This window comes from Pseudolysinimonas kribbensis, from assembly GCF_039531715.1.
GTDB classification, from domain to species: domain Bacteria; phylum Actinomycetota; class Actinomycetes; order Actinomycetales; family Microbacteriaceae; genus Pseudolysinimonas; species Pseudolysinimonas kribbensis.
The window spans coordinates 765,027-783,740 of sequence record NZ_BAAAQO010000003.1 but is presented as its reverse complement, the minus strand read 5'-3'; the positions used below and the strand labels follow the sequence as shown (position 1 = coordinate 783,740).

General features: G+C 72.9%; 20 protein-coding genes. 1 reads left to right on the top strand and 19 read right to left on the bottom strand.

Annotated elements, in window-relative coordinates:
• Positions 1 to 76 precede the first annotated feature (76 nt).
• The 17 genes from ABD285_RS10395 to infC all read right to left on the bottom strand — a co-directional run bounded on the left by ABD285_RS10395 (position 77) and on the right by infC (position 16,506).
• Positions 77 to 688, bottom strand: coding sequence for a DNA-3-methyladenine glycosylase (locus ABD285_RS10395; RefSeq protein WP_284252350.1), 612 nt, complete (start codon positions 686 to 688; stop codon positions 77 to 79).
• Positions 685 to 2,103, bottom strand: a complete 1,419-nt coding sequence (argH, locus tag ABD285_RS10390) for an argininosuccinate lyase (RefSeq protein ID WP_344202425.1) — start codon at positions 2,101 to 2,103, stop codon at positions 685 to 687. The genes ABD285_RS10395 and argH overlap by 4 nt, the downstream gene beginning before the upstream one ends.
• Before the next feature lies 1 nt (position 2,104).
• A complete protein-coding gene (locus ABD285_RS10385) occupies positions 2,105 to 3,316 on the bottom strand; it encodes an argininosuccinate synthase (RefSeq protein WP_284252353.1) in 1,212 nt (403 codons plus the stop codon).
• A gap of 96 nt (positions 3,317 to 3,412) precedes the next feature.
• Positions 3,413 to 4,336: an ornithine carbamoyltransferase gene (gene argF, locus ABD285_RS10380; RefSeq protein WP_344202422.1), complete on the bottom strand. Its 924-nt coding sequence runs from the start codon at positions 4,334 to 4,336 to the stop codon at positions 3,413 to 3,415.
• Complete coding sequence (locus ABD285_RS10375) at positions 4,333 to 5,541, bottom strand: acetylornithine transaminase (protein ID WP_344202420.1); 1,209 nt, start codon at positions 5,539 to 5,541, stop codon at positions 4,333 to 4,335. The genes argF and ABD285_RS10375 overlap by 4 nt, the downstream gene beginning before the upstream one ends.
• Entirely contained in the window at positions 5,538 to 6,431 is an 894-nt protein-coding gene (gene argB, locus ABD285_RS10370; RefSeq protein WP_284252355.1) for an acetylglutamate kinase, read from the bottom strand. The genes ABD285_RS10375 and argB overlap by 4 nt, the downstream gene beginning before the upstream one ends.
• Positions 6,428 to 7,597: a bifunctional glutamate N-acetyltransferase/amino-acid acetyltransferase ArgJ gene (argJ, locus tag ABD285_RS10365; protein WP_344202417.1), complete on the bottom strand. Its 1,170-nt coding sequence runs from the start codon at positions 7,595 to 7,597 to the stop codon at positions 6,428 to 6,430. The genes argB and argJ overlap by 4 nt, the downstream gene beginning before the upstream one ends.
• The gene (argC, locus tag ABD285_RS10360) at positions 7,594 to 8,643 is read right to left on the bottom strand and encodes an N-acetyl-gamma-glutamyl-phosphate reductase (RefSeq protein ID WP_344202416.1); all 1,050 of its coding nucleotides are present in this window, start codon (positions 8,641 to 8,643) and stop codon (positions 7,594 to 7,596) included. Before argC ends, argJ begins: the two co-directional genes overlap by 4 nt.
• A 216-nt stretch (positions 8,644 to 8,859) precedes the next feature.
• Entirely contained in the window at positions 8,860 to 11,349 is a 2,490-nt protein-coding gene (gene pheT, locus ABD285_RS10355; protein ID WP_284252357.1) for a phenylalanine--tRNA ligase subunit beta, read from the bottom strand.
• The gene (gene pheS / locus ABD285_RS10350) at positions 11,349 to 12,383 is read right to left on the bottom strand and encodes a phenylalanine--tRNA ligase subunit alpha (RefSeq protein ID WP_344202414.1); all 1,035 of its coding nucleotides are present in this window, start codon (positions 12,381 to 12,383) and stop codon (positions 11,349 to 11,351) included. Before pheS ends, pheT begins: the two co-directional genes overlap by 1 nt.
• A gap of 11 nt (positions 12,384 to 12,394) precedes the next feature.
• Positions 12,395 to 13,552: a glycosyltransferase gene (locus tag ABD285_RS10345; RefSeq protein WP_344202412.1), complete on the bottom strand. Its 1,158-nt coding sequence runs from the start codon at positions 13,550 to 13,552 to the stop codon at positions 12,395 to 12,397.
• 1 nt (position 13,553) lies between these two features.
• On the bottom strand, positions 13,554 to 14,339 hold the full coding sequence (locus tag ABD285_RS10340; RefSeq protein ID WP_284252362.1) for a TrmH family RNA methyltransferase: 786 nt from the start codon (positions 14,337 to 14,339) through the stop codon (positions 13,554 to 13,556).
• A 91-nt stretch (positions 14,340 to 14,430) separates the two neighbouring features.
• A complete protein-coding gene (locus ABD285_RS10335; protein ID WP_344202410.1) occupies positions 14,431 to 14,889 on the bottom strand; it encodes a hypothetical protein in 459 nt (152 codons plus the stop codon).
• Complete coding sequence (locus tag ABD285_RS10330) at positions 14,889 to 15,131, bottom strand: hypothetical protein (protein ID WP_284252366.1); 243 nt, start codon at positions 15,129 to 15,131, stop codon at positions 14,889 to 14,891. Before ABD285_RS10330 ends, ABD285_RS10335 begins: the two co-directional genes overlap by 1 nt.
• A gap of 183 nt (positions 15,132 to 15,314) precedes the next feature.
• On the bottom strand, positions 15,315 to 15,701 hold the full coding sequence (gene rplT, locus ABD285_RS10325; protein WP_284252368.1) for a 50S ribosomal protein L20: 387 nt from the start codon (positions 15,699 to 15,701) through the stop codon (positions 15,315 to 15,317).
• 27 nt (positions 15,702 to 15,728) lie between these two features.
• Positions 15,729 to 15,923, bottom strand: a complete 195-nt coding sequence (gene rpmI / locus ABD285_RS10320; protein ID WP_284252370.1) for a 50S ribosomal protein L35 — start codon at positions 15,921 to 15,923, stop codon at positions 15,729 to 15,731.
• The gene (infC, locus tag ABD285_RS10315) at positions 15,916 to 16,506 is read right to left on the bottom strand and encodes a translation initiation factor IF-3 (RefSeq protein WP_425565006.1); all 591 of its coding nucleotides are present in this window, start codon (positions 16,504 to 16,506) and stop codon (positions 15,916 to 15,918) included. The genes rpmI and infC overlap by 8 nt, the downstream gene beginning before the upstream one ends.
• 273 nt (positions 16,507 to 16,779) lie before the next feature.
• On the opposite strand from infC, the gene ABD285_RS10310 reads away from it, so the two are divergent.
• Positions 16,780 to 17,127: a DUF1844 domain-containing protein gene (locus tag ABD285_RS10310; RefSeq protein WP_284252372.1), complete on the top strand. Its 348-nt coding sequence runs from the start codon at positions 16,780 to 16,782 to the stop codon at positions 17,125 to 17,127.
• Between the two features lie 6 nt (positions 17,128 to 17,133).
• Here ABD285_RS10310 and ABD285_RS10305 read toward each other — a convergent pair whose 3' ends face one another.
• Both ABD285_RS10305 and priA read right to left on the bottom strand, forming a co-directional pair.
• Complete coding sequence (locus tag ABD285_RS10305) at positions 17,134 to 17,949, bottom strand: SseB family protein (protein WP_284252373.1); 816 nt, start codon at positions 17,947 to 17,949, stop codon at positions 17,134 to 17,136.
• 16 nt (positions 17,950 to 17,965) lie between these two features.
• Positions 17,966 to 18,712 carry a bifunctional 1-(5-phosphoribosyl)-5-((5-phosphoribosylamino)methylideneamino)imidazole-4-carboxamide isomerase/phosphoribosylanthranilate isomerase PriA gene (gene priA, locus ABD285_RS10300; protein WP_284252375.1) on the bottom strand — a complete coding sequence of 249 codons (747 nt, stop codon included), beginning with the start codon at positions 18,710 to 18,712 and terminating at the stop codon, positions 17,966 to 17,968.
• Positions 18,713 to 18,714: the final 2 nt, after the last annotated feature.

Below are 18,714 nucleotides of genomic sequence, written 5' to 3'. Positions count from 1 at the left end.
CGCGGCGAGCGCCTCTGGTTGCATCACCCCGGCGCGGATGTCGGTGCCCGCGTGGTGCAGACGTGGGCGCTCGGGCTCAGCGCACGGCGGGAGTGCGGCGCTTCGGGCTGTGCTTCTTGTAGGGCGAGACCGTCGGGTCGCCCGGGATCCAGAACCGCCACGGGTACGCGTCCGTGCCGCCCGCCCCCGAGACGCCCGTGCGCGGACCGGTGGCGACCTCCGGAGCGGGCCGGCCGGCGGGCTCCAGCGTGATCGGGCCCGACGAGAGGTCGTCGCCGTCGTCGGAGAGCGCGATGCCGAGGGCCACCGTGAGGCGCGCCGGCCCGCGGGCGAGGTCGGCATCCGATCGCGTGGTCGTGCGTCGCTCGCGCGCCAGATCGGCGCCGTCGACGATCTCGCCCGCGCGCAGCAGCACGGCGGTCGCGGTGCCCTCCGGCGAGCACACCACGTTGGCGCAGGTGTGCATGCCGTAGGTGAAGTAGACGTAGAGGTGGCCGGGCGGTCCGTACATGACGGCGTTGCGGCGGGTGCGACCGCGGAAGGCGTGCGAGCCGGGGTCGAGCTCGCCGAGGTAGGCCTCCACCTCGGTGATCCGCATGCTCACGCCGCGGCCATGCAGCACCGCACCGAGCAGCAGCGGCGCGACCTCGATCGACGGCCGCTCGAGCAGGTCCAGCGGCGCGCTCACGGCCGAGCCGGCGGCACCTGCGTGAGCGAGGCCGGGGCGAGCCCGCGCACGGCGGCCACCAGCTCCGTCAGCTGCTCCGCGACGCGCTCCGGCGCGGTGCCGCCGCGCTGGTCGCGGGCGGAGAGCGATCCCGCGACGGTGAGCACCGAGCGCACCTCGCCGGTGAGCCGCGGATCGATTCCCGCATAGTCGGCGTCGCTCGCCTCGTGCAGCCCGATCCCCCGCTCCTCGCAGAGCCGGACGAGCGCGCCCGAGATCTCGTGCGCCTCCCGAAACGGCACGCCGCGCCGCACGAGCCAGTCGGCCACATCGGTCGCGAGCGAGAAGCCCTCGGGCGCCAGAGCCGCCATCCTCTCCTCGTCGAACACCAGGGTCGCGACCATGCCGGCGAACGCGGGCAGCAGCGTCTCGAGCGTGCGGACGGCGTCGAAGACCGGCTCCTTGTCCTCCTGGAGGTCGCGGTTGTACGCGAGCGGGAGGCCCTTGAGCGTGGCGAGGAGCCCGGTCAGGTCGCCGATCAGCCGACCCGCCTTGCCCCGGGCCAGCTCCGCGATGTCGGGGTTCTTCTTCTGCGGCATGATGCTCGAGCCCGTCGAATAGCCGTCGTCGAGACGCACGAAGCCGAACTCGCGGGTGTTCCAGACGATGATGTCCTCGGCGAAGCGCGAGAGGTCGATGCCGATCTGCGCCGCGATGTACGCGAACTCGGCCACGACATCGCGCGCCGCCGTCGCGTCGATCGAGTTCGGCAGCGGCTCCCCCAGACCGAGCTCGCGCGCCACGATCGCGGGGTCGATGCCGAGCGCGTTGCCGGCGAGCGCCCCCGCCCCGTAGGGCGATCCGACCGCGCGCGCGCGCCAGTCGCGCAGTCGCTCCAGGTCGCGCACGAGCGGCCAGGCGTGGGCGAGCAGGTGATGCGCGAGCAACACCGGCTGGGCGGACTGCAGGTGGGTGCGGCCCGGCATCGCGGCGCCCGGGTGCGCCTCGGCCTGCCCGGCGATCGCGTCGATGAGCTGCACGAGCTGGTGCCGGATCGCCTCGGCATGGTCGAGCAGGTAGAGCCGGATGAGCGTGGCGATCTGGTCGTTGCGACTGCGGCCGGCCCGCAGCCGCCCTCCGAGCTCGGGGCCGACCTCGACGACGAGGGCCGCCTCGAGCGCGCCGTGCACGTCCTCGTCGGCATCGGTCGCCACGAGCTCGCCGGAGGCCAGCCGCGCCGCGACCGCGTCGAGCCCGGCGTGCATGGCGGCCTCGTCATCCGGCGACAGCAGGCCCGCCGCGGTGAGCGCGCGGGCGTGCGCGTGCGACCCCGCGATGTCGTACGGCCACAGCTCCCAGTCGAACCCGGTGGAGCGGCTCAGCGCGGCGAGCTCCGGCGACGGGCCGCCGGCGAACCGTCCGCCCCAGAGCGCCACGTCAGTCCCCCGAGCTGTGGGACGGCAGGTCGCGGCGCGCCGAGATCTTCGACGGCAGCGACCACAGCTCGATGAAGCCCTTGGCGAGCGACTGGTCGAAGGTGTCGCCCGTGTCGTACGTGGCGAGGGAGAAGTCGTAGAGGCTCTCGACGCTGCGCCGGCCCGTCACGGTCGCCCGCCCGCCCGCCAGCGTCATCCGGATGTCACCGGACACGTGCTGCTGCGTGTGGTCGATGAACGCGTCGAGGCTGCGCTTGAGCCCCGAGAACCAGAGTCCGTCGTAGACCAGGTCGGCCCACTGCACCTCGACGCCGCGCTTGTAGCGGCCGAGGTCGCGCTCCAGCGTCAGGTTCTCGAGCTCTTCGTGCGCCGCGATGAGCGCGAGCGCGGCCGGGGCCTCGTAGACCTCGCGGCTCTTGATGCCGACGAGGCGGTCCTCGACGATGTCGATCCGGCCGATGCCGTGCTTGCCGGCGAGGGCGTTGAGCTGCTGCACCGCCTCGAGCGGCGAGACGACCCTGCCGTCGATCGCGACCGGCACGCCCTCGGCGAAGGTGACGGTCACCTCGTCGGCCGGGCGGTCGACCGACGGGTCCTGCGTGTATTCGTACAGGTCCTCGATGGGAGCGTTCCACGGGTCCTCGAGGAAGCCGGTCTCGACCGCGCGACCCCACACGTTCTTGTCGATCGAGTAGGGGTTCTTCTTGCTCTGCTTGATCGGAAGGCCGTGCTCCTCGGCGTAGGCGATCGCCTTGTCGCGGGTGAGCGCGAGGTCGCGGATCGGCGCGATGCTCGTGAGGTCCGGAGCGAGAGCGGCGACCGCGGCCTCGAAGCGCACCTGATCGTTGCCCTTGCCCGTGCAGCCGTGGGCGACCGAGTCGGCGCCCAGCTCCTTCGCGACGCGCGCGAGGTGCTTCGCGATGAGGGGCCGGCTGAGAGCCGAGACCAGCGGATAGCGCTTCTGGTAGAGCGCGTTCGCCTTCAGCGCCGGCACGATGAACTCGTCGGCGAACTCGTTCTTCGCGTCGACCACGACCGCCTCGACGGCGCCGCAGTCGAGGGCGCGCTGCCGGATGTCGTCCATCGACTCGCCGCCCTGGCCGACGTCGACGGCGAGCGCCACGACCTCCTTGCCGGTGGCGTCGTGCAGCCAGCCGATGCCGACCGAGGTGTCGAGTCCGCCCGAGTAGGCGAGGACGACGCGTTCTGCCATGTGCTGTGTCTCCTTGAGTTCGGAATCAGTCTAAAGATCGGTGAGGTGGCAGCTTTCGTCGTGCCCGGGCCCGGGGAGGCGACGAAAAGTGTCACCTCAGGCGCGCTCGAGGAGCCAGATGAGGAGCGCCTTCTGGGCGTGCAGGCGGTTCTCCGCCTCGTCCCAGATGACCGACCGCGGCCCGTCGATGACCGAGGCGGCGACCTCGTAGCCGCGATCGGCGGGGAGGCAGTGCAGGAAGATCGCGTCCGGCTTCGCCAGCGCCATGAGGTCCGGCGTCACCTGGTAGTCGCCGAGCGCGGCGACGCGGACCGCCTTCTCCTCCTCCTTGCCCATCGACACCCAGGTGTCGGTCACGACGACATCGGCGCCGGCGACGGCCTCCTCGGGGTCGTGCAGCAATGTGATCGAGCCACCGGTCGTGTCGGCGATGCGCTCGGCGTCGGCGACGATCCCGGCATCCGGGGCATACGCCTCGGGGAACCCGACACGCAGATGCATGCCGGCCGTCGCGCACGCGAGGAGATAGGAGTGCACCATGTTGTCGGCGCCGTCCCCGAGGAACGCGACGGTCAGGCCGGCCAATGCGCCCTTGTGCTCGCGGATCGTGAGCAGGTCCGCGAGCAGCTGGCACGGATGGAAGACGTCGCTCAGGGCGTTGACGACGGGCACCCGGGTGCCCCGCGCCATCTCCTCCAGGCCCTCCTGCGCGTAGGTGCGCCAGACGATCGCCGACACCATCCGCTCGAGCACACGGGCCGTGTCGGACGGCGTCTCCTTGCCCCCGAGCTGACTGTTCGCGGTCGAGATGATCAGCGGGCTGCCGCCGAGGTCGGCGATCCCCACCGCGAAGCTCACCCGGGTGCGCGTCGACGACTTGTCGAAGATGACGGCGACGGTCTGCGGTCCGGCGAGCGGCTTCACCCCCCAGCGGTCGGCCTTGATCCTCTCCGCGAGGTCGAGGATGTCGGTCTGCTCGGCCGGGCTGATGTCGTCGTCGCGGAGGAAATGGCGGGTCATGCGGTGGCTCCCGTCGGAGTGGAGGCGGCGACCGCGGCGAGCGCCGCGGCGAACTTCTCGGTGAACTCGGCCACCTCGGCGTCGCCGATGATGAGCGGCGGGGCGAGCCGGACGCGGGATTCCGCGGCGGCGTTGACGATGAGCCCGCGCTCCTGGGCCGCGGCGACGATCTCCTTCGCGACGGGCCGGGTCAGGACGACGCCGATCAGCAGGCCGCGGCCGGAGAGCTCCGCGACGAGCGGGGATGCCATCCCCGCGATCGCCGCGCGCAGCTCGGCCCCGCGCAGCGCCGCGTTCGCGACCAGGCCCGCGTCCTCGATCTCGGCGAGCACCGCGCCGGCCACGGCGGTGGCGAGCGGGTTGCCGCCGTAGGTCGAGCCGTGCTGCCCGGGCTGCAGCAGCTGAGCGGCGGCGCCGAAGCCGACGAGCGCCCCGATCGGGAAGCCGCCGCCGAGCCCCTTGGCCAGCGCCACGGCATCCGGCGCCGCTCCCGGCGGCAGAACGCCCTCGGCCTGGTAGACGAACCAGTCGCCGGTGCGGCCGATGCCCGTCTGGATCTCGTCGAGGATCAGCAGCGCCCCGTGCCGCGAGGTCAGTTCTCGCGCGGCGGCGAGGTAGCCGTCCGGCAGGTCGACGACACCGGCCTCGCCCTGGATCGGCTCGACCACGAGGGCGGCGACGTCGTCGGCCAGCGCCTTCTCGAGCGCCGCGATGGTCGGCGCGATCTGCTCGACCCCCGGCAGCAGCGGCCGGAACGGGTCCTGCAGCACGGGTTTGCCGGTGAGCGACAGCGCCCCCATCGTGCGGCCGTGGAACGAGCCGGTGAGCGACAGGATGCGCGGCCGGCCGGTGCGCCGGGCGAGCTTCACGGCCGCCTCGATCGCCTCCGTGCCGGAGTTGGTGAAGTACACCGCGTCGCCGCCGGTCAGCCGGGTCAGCCGCTCGGCGAGCGCGAGCTCGGGCTCGCTCGCGAAGTAGTTGGAGATGTGCGCGAGCCGCTCCGCCTGCGCCGACACGGCGCGGGTGAAGACCGGATGCGCGTGCCCGAGCGCGTTGACCGCGATGCCCCCGAGGAAGTCGAGGTACTCGGTGCCCTCGACGTCCCAGACCCGGGCGCCCTTGCCGTGCGAGAGCATGGCGAGCGGCGACGGGACGGTGGGCATCATCGCGGCGCGGAACCGGGTGGTGAAGGTGGACGCGTTCACGGGATCACCTCCGTGCCGACGCCGGCGTCCGTGAAGATCTCGAGCAGGATCGAGTGCGGGCGCCGGCCGTCGATGATCGCCGCCTTGGGCACGCCGCCGAGCACGGCATCCAGGCACGCGGTCATCTTCGGGATCATGCCGCTCGAAAGGCTCGGCAGCAGCCGGGTCAGCTCGGCGGCGTCGATCTGGCTGACGAGCGCGTCGCGGTCGGGCCAGTCGCGGTACAGCCCCGCGACGTCGGTGAGCACCACGAGCTTCGCGGCACCGAGGGCGATGGCGAGCGACGCGGCGGCCGAGTCGGCGTTGACGTTGAGCGACTGCCCCGGCTGGTCGAGGTCGGGCGCGATCGAGGAGACGACCGGGATGCGCCCCGCGTCGAGCTGCGCGATCACGGCCGCGGGGTCGACCTCCACGACGTCGCCGACCAGGCCGATGTCGACCGGTTGGCCGTCGACGATCGCCTCGCGCCGGCGTCCGCGGAACAGCCCGGCGTCCTCGCCCGAGATCGCGGCCGCGAGCGGCCCGTGCTCGTTGATGAGGCTCACGAGTTCCCGGCTCACCTGGCCGGTCAGCACCATGCGCACGACGTCCATCGCCTCCGGCGTGGTCACGCGGTAGCCGCCGCGGAACTCGCTCGGGATGCCGAGCCGTTCGAGCATCGACGTGATCTGCGGCCCGCCGCCGTGCACGACGACCGGCCGGATGCCGACGTGCCGCAGATAGACCATGTCCTGCGCGAACGCGCGCTGCAGCTCCTCGTCGACCATCGCGTTGCCGCCGAACTTGACGACGACGATGCGGCCGGCGAAGCGCTGCAGCCACGGCAGCGACTCGATGAGGACCGCGGCCTTGTCCACCGCGTCCAGATCGTCCAGCACCACGTCGCTCATGACGCGTACGCCGAGTTCTCGTGCACGTAGTCGTGCGTGAGGTCGTTGGTGAGGATCGTCGCCGTGGCGTCGCCGGCCTTCAGGTCGATGAGCACGTGCGTCGCGCGCGGCGTGAGGTCGACCTCGTCGCGCGGCCGGTCCGGCGCGCCGCTCGAGCACACCCGCACGGCGTTCATCGCGACGTCGACCGCGTACGGATCGAACGCCGCCCGCGTCGTGCCGATCGCGGCCAGCACCCTGCCCCAGTTGGGGTCGTTGCCGAAGATCGCCGCCTTGAACAGGTTGCTGCGCGCGACGGCTCGGCCGACCTCGACGGCGTCGTCCTCCGAGGCGGCGTGCACGACCTCGATCGCGATGTCGTGGCTGGCGCCCTCGGCATCGCCCTGCAGCTGTCGCGCGAGGTCGAGGCAAGCGGCCGTGACGGCCTCCGTCAGCTCGGCCGCGGACGGCGCGACCCCGGATGCCCCGCTCGCCAGCAGCGAGACCTGGTCGTTGGTCGACATGCAGCCGTCGCTGTCGAGGCGGTCGAAGCTCACCCGGGTCGCGGCCCGCAGGACGGCGTCGAGCGCGGACGCGTCGACGTCGGCGTCCGTCGTGAGCACCACGAGCATCGTCGCGAGTCCCGGCGCGAGCATGCCCGCGCCCTTGGCCATGCCTCCGACCCGCCAGCCGTCGCGCTCGATCACCACGGTCTTGGGCCGGGTGTCGGTCGTCATGATGGCGGCGGCCGCGTCGGCTCCCCCGCCGGCGCCGAGGACGGAGGCGGCCGAGGCGACGCCCGCCACGAGCTTCTCGCGCGGCAGCTGATCGCCGATGAGCCCGGTCGAGCACACCAGCACGTCGCCGGCGCTCACGCCGAGTGACTCGGCCACCGCCTCCGCGGTCGCGTGCGTCGTCTGGAACCCCTCGGCCCCGGTGAAGCAGTTGGCGCCACCCGAGTTGAGCACGATCGCGCTCACCCGCCCGTCGGCCGCGACCTGCTTCGACCAGATGATCGGGTTGGCCTGGGCGCGGTTGCTCGTGAACACGACCGCGGCGTCCTGCCGCGGGCCGCGGTTGACGACGAGGGCGAGGTCGAGGGCGCCGGAGGCCTTGAGACCCGCGGCGACACCGGCCGCCTCGAATCCGGCGGGGGCGGTGACGGCGGTACCGGCCGAACTGTTCACGGCGCGACTCCGTTCAGGGGCAGGGCGGTCGTCTCCTCGAAGCCGAGCGCGAGGTTGGCGGACTGGATCGCCGCACCTGCGGTGCCCTTGACGAGGTTGTCGATGGCGCAGAGCGCGACGAGCCGGTTCGCGGCCTCGTCGACGGCGATCCCGATGAGCGCCGTGTTGGCTCCCGTGGTGTCGCCGGACCGCGGGAACACGCCCTCGGGCAGCAGCTGCACGAACGGCTCCCCCGCGTACGCCGACGCGTACGCCTCGCGCACCTCGGCGGCCGAGACGCCCGGCGCGAGCGCGGCGGTGGCCGTCGCGAGGATGCCGCGCGACATCGGCACGAGCACCGGCGTGAACGAGAGGGTGGGGTCGGTGGCGCCGGCCGCGACGAGGTTCTGCTGGATCTCGGGGATGTGCCGGTGGACGCCGCCCACCTGATACGCGGACGCCGACCCCGCGATCTCGCTGGCCAGCAGGCTCGTCTTGGCGCTCTTGCCCGCCCCGGACGTGCCGACGGCGAGCACCGCGACGAGGTCCTGCGCGCGCGCGACGCCGGCCGCGAGGGCCGGGGCCAGGGCCAGGGTGACCGCACTCGCATTGCAGCCGGGGGCGGCGATCCGGGTCGACCCGGCCAGCGTGTCGCGCTGCCTGCCGGTCCCTCCGTCGATCAGCAGCTCGGGCAGGCCGTAATCCCAGGCGCCGAAGAACTCGCCGCCGTAGAAGCGGTCCCACGCGGCGGGATCGGTGAGCCGGTGGTCGGCGCCGCAGTCGATCACCACGACGTCGTCGGGAAGCCGCGCCGTGAGGGCGCCGGACTGCCCGTGCGGCAGGGCGAGGAAGACGACGTCGGCGCCCGCGAGCACCTCGGGCGTCGTCTCCTGCAGGGTCATCCCGGCGAGGGAGCGCAGGTGCGGCTGGACGTCGCCGAGCGGCTGCCCGGCGTTGCTGTGCGCGGTGACGGTGGTCACCTCGAGGTCGGGGTGCGCGGCGAGCAGCCGGAGCAGCTCGCCCCCCGCGTATCCGCTCGCGCCGGCGACGGCGACGGAGAGGGGCATGGTTCAACCTTAGGGTTCGACGGACGATGGCCTGACTGCGGCGACGTCGCGCGAACGGGGCTGACGGGTCAGCGGCGCGGCGTCGCCGAGAGTCGGCGCGCGCGACGGACACGACGGAGCACGAGGCTCTCGAGGTCGGTCCGGGGCTGGTCCACGGGACGACCCTACTGCCCGGATCGAGGCCGGGTCCAATCCGGGCGACCCGCTCCCCTCCGGCTACTCCCGGACGGCGGCCCCGAACAGCTCGCCCGCGCGGGCGGCGCCCGCGAGCTTCGCCTCGCTCGCCTCCGCCGCGGTCAACGTGCGATCGGGCGCGCGGAACCGCAGGGCGAACGTCAGCGACTTCGTCCCGTCCGGCAGGCCGGGGCCGCGATAGTCGTCGACGAGCGCGGCGTGCTCGAGGAGCTCCCCGGCGCCCTCGACGACGGCGGCCAGCACGTCGCCGGCCGGCGTCGCGGACGGCACGACCAGGGAGAGGTCCTGCGTCGCGGCCGGCATCGTCACGAGGGGCGCTGCCTGCACGTCGACGGCGCCGAGCTCGAGCAGCACGTCGAGGTCGAGCTCCAGCAGCGCGACGACGCGCGGCAGGTCGAGCTCGGCCGCGATCGACGGCAGCAGCTCTCCCGCGACACCCACGACGCGGTCGCCGACCCGCAGCTCGGCGGTGCGGCCGGGATGCAGCGCCGGATGCTCGCCCCGCTCCGGCACGATCCGGGTCGCCGTCGCGAGCCCCACCTGCCGGGCCGCGTCGAGCGCGTCGGCGATCCCCGCCGGCTCGGCCGCGGCACCCGGCCGCTTGGGCAGCGCCTCGCCGAGGAAGAGCGCGGCCACGCGCCACCCCTGCGACGGGATGCTCCGGTCGAGCGCCGCGAGCGTCGCGTCGTCGGGACGCCGGGATCCCGGCGGGATGAAGTCGGTGCCGGCGGGGGCGCCGGCCTCGGGGCGCACCACGCTGCCGAGCTCGAAGAGGGCGAGGTCGGGGAGCCCGCGTCCGAGGTTGCGGCGGGCGACCTCCAGCAGCCCCGGCAGCAGCGAGCGCCGCAGCCGGTCGGCCTGCGGGTCGAGCGGGTTGGCCAGCCGCACGCTCGGGGCGCCGGGTTCGAACCGCTCGATCGCCGCGAGAGACAGGAACGGGTAGGCGAGCACCTCGGTGCCGCCGGCCGCCGCGAGGGTCGTGCCGACCCGGCGGCGCACGAGCTGCGCGCGGGTGAGACCGCGACCCGCCGGCGCCTGGGGCAGCAGGGAGGGGATGCGGTCGTACCCGGTGATGCGCGCGACCTCTTCGACGAGCGAGGCGTCGTCGATCAGGTCGGGGCGCCAGGTCGGCGGCGTCACCGACCAGTCGTCCGACCCGGCGGCGCCCTCATCGACCGTGGCGCCGATCAGGCGCAGCGCATCGCGCACCTCGTCGAGCGTGTAGCCGACCCCGGTCAGCGCCGCGGGGCGTCCCGGCGCCAGCCGGATCGGCTGGGGCGGGCGGGATTCGTCGAGCGTCGAGCCGAGCGGGTCGGCGGTGCCGCCGGCGAGCTGCACGAGCAGATCGACGACGCGCTGCGCCGCGGGAGCTGCCACGGCGGGGTCGACGCCGCGCTCGAACCGGCGCGACGCCTCGCTCGGCAGCTTGTGCCGCCGCGCGGTGCGGGCGATCGAGATCGGATCGAAGTTCGCGGCCTCGATGAGCACGTCGGTCGTGGCCCCGGAGAGCTCGGTGGTCGCGCCGCCCATGACCCCGGCCAGCCCGATCGGGCCCGAGTCGTCGGTGATGAGCAGGTCCTCCGGCGAGAGCGTGCGCACCTGACCGTCGAGGGTCTCGAGCGTCTCACCCGGCGTCGCTCGCCGGACGGCGATGCCGCCCGTCAGCCTCGCGAGGTCGTAGCCGTGGATGGGCTGACCGAGTTCGAGCATGACGTAGTTGGTGATGTCGACCGGGAGCGAGATCGACCGGATGCCGGCCAGACGCAGCCGGGACGCCATCCACGGCGGCGTGGGTCGGCCGGGATCGATGCCGCGCACGGCACGGGTGACGAAGACGCTCGCCCCGACCCGGCCGCGGATCGGCGCCGCGTCGTCGACGCGCACGTCGAAGCCCGAGCCCGTCGCGACCGTCACGGCCTGCGCCGGGTCGCGGAACGCCGCCCCCGTCGAGTGCGAGTATTCCCGCGCCACGCCGCGGATCGACAGCGCGTAGCCGCGATCGGGCGTCACGTTGATCTCGACGGCCGCGTCGTCGAGCCCGAGCAGGTGGATCGCGTCGGCGCCGACCCCGGGGTCGAGCCCGAGGTCGGCGAGGCGCAGGATGCCGTCGTGCTCGTCGCCGAGGCCGAGCTCGCGCGCGGAGGCGATCATCCCGTCGCTCACGTGTCCGTAGGTCGTGCGCGCCGCGATGGGGAACGGCCCCGGGAGCACGGCGCCCGGCAGTGTCACGACGACCTTGTCGCCCGGACCGAAGTTGTGAGCGCCGCAGACGATCCCTCTGGGCTCGGGCTCCCCGACATCCACGCTGCACCAATTGATGGTCTTGCCGTTGGACTGCGGCTCGGGCTCGGCCGACAGCACCTGCCCGACCACGATCGGGCCGGTGAGGGCCGCGCCGTGCACGTCCTCCTCCTCGAACCCGACCCTCACGAGGGCGGCGTGCACGCTCTCGAGCGACACGTCGTCGGGCAGGTCGACCCACTCGCCCAGCCAGCTCAGCGGGACCCGCATCAGACCACCATCCCGAACTGCTGCGAGAACCGGATGTCGCCCTCGACGATGTCGTGCATGTCGCGCACGTCGTCGCGGAACATGAGCGTGCGCTCGATGCCCATGCCGAACGCGAAGCCCTGGTACTCGTCGGGGTCGATGCCCGCGGAGCGCAGCACGTTGGGGTTCACCATGCCGCAGCCGCCCCACTCGATCCAGCGCGGGCCGCCCTTGAGGTTCGTGACCCAGACGTCCATCTCGGCGCTCGGCTCGGTGAAGGGGAAGTAGTTGGGGCGCAGGCGGATCTGCGCCTCGGTGCCGAACAGCGAGCGCGCCATGTGCTCGAGCGTGCCGCGCAGGTGCGCCATCGTGAGACCGCGATCGATCGCGATGCCCTCGATCTGGTGGAACACCGGGGTGTGCGTGACATCGACCTCGTCGGTGCGGAACGTGCGGCCCACGGCGGCGACGTAGACCGGCAGAGGCCGGGTGAGCAGCGACCGGATCTGCACGGGGCTCGTGTGCGTGCGCAGCACGAGGTGGCGCTCGACCGGGTCGACGAAGAAGGTGTCCTGCAGGGCGCGGGCCGGGTGGTCCTCGTCGAAGTTGAGCGCGTCGAAGTTGAACCACTCGTGCTCGAGCTCGGGGCCCTCGCCGATCTCCCAGCCCATCGAGATGAACAGGTCGCTCATCTGCTCCATGAGCATCGTGAGCGGATGGCGCGCCCCCGCCCGCCAGCGCGACGCCACCTCGGTGACGTCGAGGCTCTCGCTCTCCAGCCGCGCCGCCTCCTCGGCGGCGAGCACCGTCTGCTCCTGGGCCGCGAGCGCCTGATTCACACGCGCGCGCCCCCCGCCGACGAGCTTGCCGGCGGCCGCCTTCTGGTCGCCGGGCAGGTCGCGGATCGCGGCGTTGAAGCGCGCGAGCGCGGACGTCTCCCCGGCATGCTCGGCGCGCGCGGCCCTCAGGGCAGCGGCGTCGTGCGCGCCGGCGATCGCGGCGAGCGCGGCCTCGACGGCGGCCTCGACCGCGGGTTCGGTGATGGCCTCGGACACGAGGATTCAGCCTACCGGCGCGCGCCGGGCCCCGACGCGAGGTGCTCCAGCGCCCGCACCGCGGCCCCTGGTCCCGGCTCCCGGGCCCAGGCGTCGCGGAGCCCCCTTGCCCGGGCGCGCAGGCCGTCGTCGGCGAGGACCACCGCGAGCGCGTCCGCGAGGTCCCCCGGCGTCGACCGCACCGCATCGGCCCGCCGGCCGATCCCGAGCGCCTCGACCCGGTCGGCCGTGAACGGCTGGTCGGCACCCATCGGCACAACGAGCTGCGGCAGGGCATGCGCGATCGCGCTCATGACCGTGCCCGAGCCGCCGTGCGAGAGCACCGCCGCGCACCCCGCCAGCAGCGCCGACGTGTCGAGGAACCGCTCGACGCGCACGTTGGCCGGGGCGTCGAACCCCGCCGGGTCGAGGTCGCCGCCGACGGTCAGCACCGCGCGGATCGGCAGCCGTCCGAGGGCCGCGAGGATCCGGGAGAACAGGTCGCCGGATTCGATGTTGAACTCGGTGCCGAGCGTCGCGTACACGAGAGGCCGGTCGCTGTCGTCGGCCACCGGCGCGGGAGCCGACCCGGACATCGACGCCGGGCCGATCGACAGCGCGCCCTCCGGCAGCGGGAACGCCGGATCACGGAACGCGGGCGGGAACGGCGAGAGCCACAGCTCGCCGGTGATGCGGGCGGCATCCGGATCGGCGTCGAGACCGAGCTCGGAGCGCAGCGCCGCGAGGGGTCCCGCCACGATCTCGCACTGCACGATCGCCCCCGACGCGATGACGCCGACGACCGCGCACGGGACACCCGCCCGCTCCGCCGCCAGCCGCGCCCCGAAGTCCACCTCGTCGCACAGCACGACGTCGGCGGGCCGGTCGGCGAGCAGCGCCCCGACCTCCTCGGCCGAGCGGCGCGCCACTCCGCCGGCGAAGTGGCGGCCGATGACCGCGCGCTCGTGCTCGCGGGTCGTCTCGGCGATCGGCGCGATCGTGCCGCCCGCGTCCGCGCGCACGACATTGCGCACCCGCACCTCGTCCGCGAGACCGGGCGGCAGCACCTGCACCGCCGGGGCGCGTCCGCAGACGTCGACGCGGTGTCCGGCATCGCGCGCGGCGGTCAGGATCGGCAGCTGCGGCAGCAGATGCCCGGCGCCCCCGGCGAACGAGCAGAGGATGCGCACGTCAGGCGCGCTGCGCGAACGCGCTCTCGTACAGGCAGACCGAGGCGGCCGTGGCGAGGTTCAACGATTCGGCGCGCCCGTAGATCGGCAGTCGCACGACGCGATCGGCGAGCTCGAGCGCCTCGTCGGAGAGCCCGTGCGCCTCGTTGCCGAACAGCCACGCGGTCGGCTCGGGCAGCAGCTCGCGCACCTCCGGCAGGGGGTCGCCCTTGATATCGGCGGCGACGACCCGGATGCCGGCCTCGCGCACCCCGGCGATCGTGGCCTCCAGCGCGGCGTTCTGCGCGATCGGCACGTGGAAGACCGACCCGGTCGTGGAGCGGACGACCTTCGGGTTGTAGACATCGACGTGCCGGCCGGTGAGCACGACCCCGTCGGCACCGGTGGCGTCCGCCGCGCGGATGATCGTGCCGGCGTTGCCCGGATCGCGGATCTCGTCGAGGATCGCCAGCAGCTTCGGCTGGCGGTCGAGCATCGAGTCGACGGTCTGGTCGAGATGGGCGAAGACCGCGACCACTCCCTGCGGGGTGACGGTGTCGGCCATCGCCTCGAGCACCGCATCCGTGACGAGCTCGACGTCGACGCCCGCCGCCGCGGCGCCGAAGTCGCCGCGATCGAGAGCGCTCCGGGTGATGAAGAGGTCGATCGCCAGCTCGGGACGGCAGGCGAACGCCTCGGCGACGGCCTGCGGCCCCTCCACCAGGAAGTAGCCGGTCTCCTCACGGGCGGTGCGCTTGGCGAGTTTCGCCACGGCACGGACCCGCGGCGAGCGCGGGTTGTCGATCACAGGAAAAGTCTAGGGACACCACGAAGCGGATCGGGCATCGCGGTGACGCCGGCTACTCGACCGGTTCACCGCGCGGTCCGAACGGGCCGGCTCATGCGGCGGGCGGCGCCACCTTGGCCGACAGGCCGTCCAGCACGAAACCCGCAGGCATCGCGCCGTCGCGCATCGAGACGGTCGCCGCGGCATCCTGCGCGCGGATCCGCTCCCCCAGGGCCTGGGCGATGCGCACGTATGCCTTCTGCCCGAGCATCTTCTTGGGGCCGAAGAGGCCGCCGTCCTTGAGGAGCGCGCGGAGGATGTGCGTGCGCACGGCGCGGCGTCCATCACGTTCGTCGGAGATCTGGATGTCGAACGACAGCTCGGGGCTCGTCGCGAAGAGCGTGTCCGACCCCTTGATGTCGTAGGCACGGATAGGCCCCGCGTCGGCCGTCTGGGTCACCTTGCCCTTGCCGCCGACGATCGCTTCGGCCGCGGCCAGCCAGATCGCCTCGGGGGCGAGGGTGGTCACGATGTCCGTGCCCGTCCACATCAGGGGGTGCGGCTTCGCCATCAGTCGTTCTCCTTCGGATCCCCGTCGGCGTCGAGCGCCATCGGGGCGGGGGTGGGTCCGGGCGACGCGGGTGTCGTCCCTGTCCGTGCCTGATCTGCGGCCGCGACGCCGGCTTCGATCAGCCGTTGCAGGTTCTCGGCGTGATGACGACGCGTGTTGACCGACTTCGCGATCACGATCACGATCACGATCACGATCACGATCACGATCACGAGAACCGCGATGCTCAATCCGAGCGCCACGTGACCTCCTCGGCCGATCGGGATGTGGTGACGCCGACCATATCGTGGTTGATCCTCACTCCTCGCGCGTTCCCGCTCCGGCGCGCCGCGAAGCCCGACTCGGACCGGCACGCGCACAACAACGACAGCGCGGACACCGACCTACGGCGTCCGCGCTGTGCGTGGTTCGTGATGCGGGCCCGGCTACGCAGACGCCTTCGCAGAGTTGACGTCCTTCGGGAGGGCCGCCTTCGCAGCCTCCACGAGCCCGGTGAACGTGGCCGGCTCGTTGACCGCGAGCTCCGCGAGGATGCGGCGGTCGACCTCGATGCCGGCGAGGCCGAGGCCCTGGATCAGCCGGTTGTAGGTCATGCCGTTCGCGCGGGCGGCGGCGTTGATGCGCTGGATCCACAGGCGACGGAACTCACCCTTCTTCGCGCGACGGTCGCGGAAGGCGTAGGTGAGCGAGTGGGTGACCTGCTCCTTGGCCTTGCGGTAGAGGCGCGACCGCTGCCCGCGGTAGCCCTCGGCGCGCTCGAGCGTGGTGCGGCGCTTCTTGGCGGCGTTGACCGCTCTCTTGACACGTGCCATGAGTCTGTTTCCTTGTCCGGTCCGGGCTTACTTGCCCAGGAGCTTCTTGATGACCTTGGCGTCCTGCGTGGGCAGCACGACGTCCTGGTTCTGCCGGCGGGTGACCCGCGACGACTTGTACTCGAGGTGGTGGCGCATGCCCGCGCCCTGCTTCACGACCTTGCCGGAGCCGGTGATCCGGAACCGCTTCTTGGCACCCGAGTGGGTCTTCTGCTTAGGCACTTTCTTCCTCGTTCTTCTCCGCAGCTGCGGGTTCTGCCGCCGGAGCGGGGTTGTTGCGGGCTCGCGCCGCATCGCGCTTCGCGTTCTGCTCGGCCTTCGCGTCGGCCTTGTTCTTCAGCGGGCCGATGACCATGACCATGTTGCGACCGTCCTGCACGGGATTGGACTCGACCGAGCCCCACTCCGCGACGTCCTCCGCGAACCGCTGCAGCAGTCGGTAGCCCTGCTCCGGCCGGGACTGCTCGCGACCGCGGAACAGGATCATCGCCTTGACCTTGTCGCCTGCCTGGAGGAAGCCCTCGGCGCGCTTGCGCTTCGTCTCGTAGTCGTGCTTGTCGATCTTGAGGCGGAACCGAACCTCCTTGAGGATCGTGTTCGCCTGGTTGCGCCGCGCTTCCTTGGTCTTCTGGGCCTGCTCGTACTTGAACTTGCCGTAGTCCATGATCTTCACCACGGGCGGTGCGGAGTTCGGGGCAACCTCGACCAGGTCCATGTCGGCCTCCTGGGCCAGCTTGAGCGCGTCCTCGATGCGGACCACTCCGACCTGCTCGCCGTTGGGTCCGACCAGACGCACCTGCGGCACGCGGATCCGGTCGTTCGTCCTGGGATCGCTGATGCGATGTCCTTTCGTCGATGTTCGTCGCGCGAAAGGAGAGCGAATCCGGCGCGCCTTGGCGCCACCACCCCCTGTCGACCGGTGCCGTCTCTGACACGCGGCGGAGGGTGCTTCGACCCGGCTAGCCTGGTGATGCGGCCGACGGGTGGGATCTCTCCACTTTCGCTGTGATGGCTGCAGCTGGTGCAGCCGTCAGCTCCGGACACGCCGGAGCCCGCACAAGGATAGCAGAGGGATGCCGTGGCCGAAGAGTTGGACGTCGAACCCGAGATCCGCGACATCGCGGAGGTCCCGGCGGTCGAGGTCATCAACACGGTCGCCGTCCACCTGCTGAGCGCCGCGGCCGTCAAGTGCGGGCTCGCCGACGATCCGGATGCGGCGTCCCAGCTCGACCTCGACGAGGCGCGCAAGCTCATCGACGCCCTCGCCGGCCTCGTCACCGCGTCGGCCCCGCACGTCGGCGATCACCACGCCCGGGCGCTGCGCGACGGCCTGCGCTCGGTGCAGCTCGCCTTCCGCGAGGCCTCCCCGGTTCCCGACCCGATCGGCAAGGGTCCCGGCGAGAAGTGGACCGGGCCGGTCAGCTAGCGCCCCTCACCCCGCCTGCACCCGCACGCCGATCGAGTCGACCCGTTCGGCGATGACCGGATGGGCGGACCAGCGCCGCTGCAGCTCGCCCACGAGCACCGCGAGCTCCTCCTCGCCGAGGCCCGGGCGCAGCGTCAGCAGCACGAGGAGCTCCGGCCCCAGCAGGCGGGCGTCGGGGTCGCCCGCGCCGACGGCGACCCCGAGGAGCTCGTCACGACCGGCGGCCGACGCCTGGAACGCGGCGAGCACGTCCGGGTCCTCGAACGACGGCGTCCACGGCTCGCCCGTCGCGAGCGGGCGCAGGGCGGGCCGCCGCACCGCGAACTCGGTCGCGGAGCCGGGATCGATCACGATGAGCGGCGTGCCCTCGGAGGCGGCGGCGAGCGCGACGCGCGGAGCGTCGATCGGGATGGGGCGCGCCGAGGCGTCCCAGGCCTGCATCGCCGCGACCGAGGTGAAGCCGGGCAGCACCGAACGGCCGTCCGGCCCCTCCACGGTGACGATCGACAGCTCCTGGGTCTTGTCGACGAGCCGGCCCCGTGCGCCCACGCCCTCGTCGCCGCGCACCGCGACCAGCGGCACGAGGAGCCGCGCGCTGTGCACGGCCGCGACGACCTCCGGGGCGCCGACCTCACGCATCCGGAACCGCCGGATCGCCTCGAGCACCCGCGGCGGCGCGGTGCCGTCGTCGCCGGCGCCGGCGTTGTCGTGGAAGCGCCGGCCGGTGAACGGGATGCCGGCCGAGTCCTCGTGACGACCCGACGCCCGGGACGGGCCTCGGCGCTGGGGTCGCGGCGAAGGCCAGAAATGGCCTTCGCTCATAGCTCCACCGCGCGGATCAGATTCCGGCGGCATCCAGCGCCTCGGTGAGCGTGAACGCGCCCGCGTAGAGCGCCTTGCCGACGATCGCGCCCTCGACGCCCTCCGGCACGAGCGCGCGCAGCGCCACGATGTCGTCGAGGCTCGAGATGCCCCCGGAGGCGACGACCGGCCGCGTCGTGCGCTGCGTGACCCTGCGCAGCAGCTCGAGGTTGGGGCCCTGCAGCGTGCCGTCCTTGGTCACGTCGGTCACGACGTAGCGCGCGCAGCCGGCATCCTCGAGCCGGGCGAGCACCTCCCAGAGGTCTCCGCCCTCGCGGGTCCAGCCGCGCGCGGCGAGGGTCGTGCCGCGCACGTCCAGGCCGACGGCGATCTGCTCGCCGTGGTTCGCGATGGCCCGCGCGGCCCACTCGGGCTGCTCGAGGGCGGCCGTGCCGAGGTTGATGCGGGCGCAGCCGGTGGCGAGCGCCGCGTGCAGCGAGTCGTCGTCGCGGATGCCGCCCGACAGCTCCACCTGCACGTGCGACGGCAGGCCCGCGATGACCTCGCGGATGATGCTCCGGTTGTCGCCGCGACCGAACGCGGCGTCGAGGTCGACGAGGTGGATCCACTCGGCGCCCTGCTCGGTCCAGGCCGCCGCGGCCTCCCGCGGGTCGCCGTAGCCCGTCTCGCTGCCGGCCTCGCCCTGCGTGAGGCGCACGGCCTGGCCGTCGGCGACATCCACCGCCGGCAACAGGATGAGGCGGTCGGCGGTCGGGTCGGTCACAG

Excerpts from the sequence above, each read along its gene's own strand:
- ABD285_RS10385 (WP_284252353.1), bottom strand. The coding sequence starts at position 3,316 with ATGGCAGAACGCGTCGTCCTCGCCTACTCGGGCGGACTCGACACCTCG.
- argB (WP_284252355.1), bottom strand. The coding sequence starts at position 6,431 with ATGAGCGACGTGGTGCTGGACGATCTGGACGCGGTGGACAAGGCCGCG.
- ABD285_RS10305 (WP_284252373.1), bottom strand. The coding sequence starts at position 17,949 with ATGAGCGAAGGCCATTTCTGGCCTTCGCCGCGACCCCAGCGCCGAGGC.
- pheT (WP_284252357.1), bottom strand. The coding sequence starts at position 11,349 with ATGCGGGTCCCGCTGAGCTGGCTGGGCGAGTGGGTCGACCTGCCCGAC.
- ABD285_RS10335 (WP_344202410.1), bottom strand. The coding sequence starts at position 14,889 with ATGGCGAAGCCGCACCCCCTGATGTGGACGGGCACGGACATCGTGACC.
- argF (WP_344202422.1), bottom strand. The coding sequence starts at position 4,336 with ATGACCCGCCATTTCCTCCGCGACGACGACATCAGCCCGGCCGAGCAG.
- argC (WP_344202416.1), bottom strand. The coding sequence starts at position 8,643 with ATGCCCCTCTCCGTCGCCGTCGCCGGCGCGAGCGGATACGCGGGGGGC.
- rplT (WP_284252368.1), bottom strand. The coding sequence starts at position 15,701 with ATGGCACGTGTCAAGAGAGCGGTCAACGCCGCCAAGAAGCGCCGCACC.